Annotated in this window: 1 protein-coding gene and 1 pseudogene; both read right to left on the bottom strand. The window is 44.1% G+C overall.

Translation table 11 applies throughout. The features are described from left to right. Window positions 1–2,004: two-component regulator propeller domain-containing protein (locus tag ABYP73_RS12655; RefSeq protein ID WP_372974573.1), on the bottom strand; the 2,004-nt coding region annotated here is incomplete at its 3' end. A gap of 78 nt (window positions 2,005–2,082) precedes the next feature. Beyond that, window positions 2,083–2,742, bottom strand: a pseudogene (locus tag ABYP73_RS12660) (two-component regulator propeller domain-containing protein); the annotation flags it as partial. Window positions 2,743–2,808: the final 66 nt, after the last annotated feature.

Genomic DNA, 2,808 nt, shown 5'->3' on the forward strand with positions numbered 1-2,808 from the left:
GCCCCCAACCTGTTTCTTTTTCTCCTGTACGGCGTGGAAGGCATTGGTTATAAGATTTAAAATGACCCGTCCTATGTCCTGAGGTACGACATTTATTTTTCCGACCGACTTGTCGAAATCAGTTTCCATTTTGGCGTTAAATGACTTATCCTTGGCACGCAAGCCGTGATAGGCCAGACGCAGGTATTCATCTGCCAGTGCATTGATGTCTGTAGGCTCCTTCTCCCCGCTACTTCCCCGGCTGTGCAGGAGCATACCTTTTACGATTGAGTCAGCCCTTTTCCCGTGATGAGAGATCTTTTCCAGATTTTGATCAATATCTAATATGAGTTCCTCTTCAAGTTTTTCATCGCGTTCCTTTTTACTCTTGGCCCTTTCTTCTTTCAGCTCTTCGATCAATTCCTGGCTCACTTCTGAAAAATTATTGACGAAGTTGAGCGGGTTTTGAATCTCATGGGCAATCCCGGCAGTGAGTTCTCCAAGACTGGCCATTTTTTCGGACTGTATCAGCTGGCTTTGGGTGGCCTTTAATTCTGCATAGGCCTTCTTGATCTCATTAGCCTGTTTCAATTCTTTTTCACGCGCCTTTTCGCGCTCCCGCCGGATCGTCTTTTCTTTTTGGAAGAGATGTACGCGGTACCCAATAAACAAAAGAATCAAGAAGTAAATACCATAGGCCCACCAGGTTTGCCACCAGGGCGGTGCAATGGTGATTCTGATACTGGCCCCTTCCTCGTTCCAGATCCCATCGGCATTAGATCCTTTTACCCTGAAGATGTATTCGCCGGGGGAAAGGTTGGTATAGGTAGCTTTCCGTTCTCCGGAAGGTTCCGACCAGTCTGAATCGTAGTTTTCCAACTTCCAGGAATACAGGTTATCCTGAGGGTTTAAATAATGTAAAGCGACGAATTCAAAGCTCAGATCGCGCTGTTTGTGATTTAGTTCTATGTTCCTGGTAAAAGCCACAGATTTTGTAAAAAGATCTCCGTCAGGGCTGCTATACACCGTATCATTTATTCCCAATTGGGTGATCACCATGTTGGGGGGGATTGAATCTTTCTCGAAAATTATTTTAGGGTTAATTCTATTGAGTCCTTTAAGACCTCCTATCCAGATCATCCCATCACTTGTTTTGATCATTTTAGACCAACCCGGTAAACTTTGCATACCTTCCCGTGAACCGTAATTATGAAAGGTGAGGGAACCGGTGTCGAACACGGAAAGACCTCTTTGATTGGGAAGCCATAGTCGCCCCCTTTCATCCTCCAATAATTGATCACTATACTGTGAGACATCGTTGTGCAGCAACCCTTGTTCCTCTCCGTAAAAAACCACCTCTTCCGGATTCGGTCCTACCAGGGCCAATCCTCCTCCGCTGTATGTCGATATCCAGATTTTCCCTTCGCCTGCCGGAGCAAAGGAAGTAACACTGGGCATTTTTAACGGTTCATTAATTCTAATAAAGGTGCCCTTTTCCCTGTCGAATTGGCACAAGCCGCCATCTGTACCTATCCAAAGCCGATCCTGGTCATCTTCTTTAATGAACACTATCTCATTACTGATCAGGGATAAGCTGTCCTTAGGGTCGTAGGCAAAATGTTTAAAGTTTTGGTCTTCTGGGGAATAGGCATAAAGTCCAAAATCATTGTCTCCACGTTCACCCAACCAAATAACCCCCTCTGAATCCTGGTAGATGCTATTAACAAAAAGGCCGTTCATACCGTGCTTTTCACTATTGGCAACTTCAAACTTCTGAATGACTTCACGAGCACCTTTCCCCAGGATATAGATTCCCCTTCTCCAAACTGAGATCCACAAATTCCCTGATGTATCCTCCTGAATGAATTCAATATCGTATGAGAATTCCAGTTTGTTTTCCCCGGGAAAGAGATATACCGGCGTCAGCTTTTTTTGTCTTTCCCGCAGCTTGAACAACCCTCTGCCATAAGTTCCCACCCATATGGTGCCTTCCGAATCCTCGTAGATGGAACGTACCTGACGCAATTTTTTTTCATTATGTCCCGGATCAAAGTTGATTTTTGTAAAAAGATCGCCTTCCATCAGGGACAATCCATTTGTAGTTCCTACCCACAATCGATTTTTACTATCCTCAAAAAGACTTGTAATCGTATCGGAAGGTATACTGGTTTTCTCCTCCGGTTTATGTCGGAAAGTTTCAATTTGTCTGATTTTTGGAGATTGCTTGTAAATATTAGGCCTGGTGGCATGCCACATTAAACCAGAATTATCAAGGATGGTTCTAAACTGAAAAATATGTTTCCCCTCAGGAACTGGATTTGCGTCATCATTAAACGTTTCTGTATACATCGTAAACCCATCCTTCTCAAAATCGTAATAGAGATAGGTTAAGGGTTCCCCTTCAGAAAACGGACTTAAGTTGGTTGTTGCGAACCAGATACCACCGTCGTGTTGGGCAAATGCCGACAACTGATCTGTCTTCTGAGCCCCTTTGGTAAATTTTAAACTTCCTTCTCCATATTTCATTTGCTTTGATGTACCGCTTTTAAGATTCACCAGAGTAACGTTTCCCTCTTCCTGAAATACCCAGAGTTGACCCTTAATATCAATGAATGCATACTGCGGATTATGAGGCGTCAGGGTATTGTCCCGGTCCGCCAAATTGGTAAATGATTCAACACAGGAGCGTTTTACGGGATCCCAGAGATAAACTCCCTTATCCCCCCGGAGCACATCGTAATTTTTCGTGCCGCGAACGATCATCCGAATAGTATCCTTGATATCAGTACCTGGAATTGTAGAACCGGAAGCGATGACTTGTTCAAAAGA

Origin of the sequence: Muriicola sp., from assembly GCF_041567615.1 — a bacterium.
In the GTDB taxonomy this organism is placed as follows: Bacteria; Bacteroidota; Bacteroidia; order Flavobacteriales; family Flavobacteriaceae; genus Muriicola.